Below are 243 nucleotides of genomic sequence, written 5' to 3'. Positions count from 1 at the left end.
GGCTCGACGCGGCCATCGCGAGGGAGCGCGCGGCACTCCTGGCCCGCGGCATCACCCCGCTGCTCGTGGTCGCCGATCCCGACCGCCGCGCCGCCGCCTTCCATACCGACCAGCGCGCCGCGACCGCGGCCCTGCTCGGTGCCCTCTGCTCGGCGCCGGGCTTCGACCCCTGCAGCCTCGTCGTTCAGGTCACCGCGGGCGACGAGTTCCGCGGCACCGGGTCCCTGCGGCCGGCCCTGACCC

1 protein-coding gene is annotated in these 243 nt (G+C 77.8%); it reads left to right on the top strand.

The genetic code is table 11. The features are described 5' to 3' along the window. Positions 1-243: hypothetical protein (locus QN345_RS20320; protein WP_323509271.1), on the top strand; the 243-nt coding region annotated here is incomplete at both ends.

Source organism: Cryobacterium sp. 10I1, assembly GCF_035019805.1.
GTDB classification, from domain to species: domain Bacteria; phylum Actinomycetota; class Actinomycetes; order Actinomycetales; family Microbacteriaceae; genus Cryobacterium; species Cryobacterium glucosi.
This window is presented reverse-complemented; position numbering and strand designations above follow the sequence as displayed.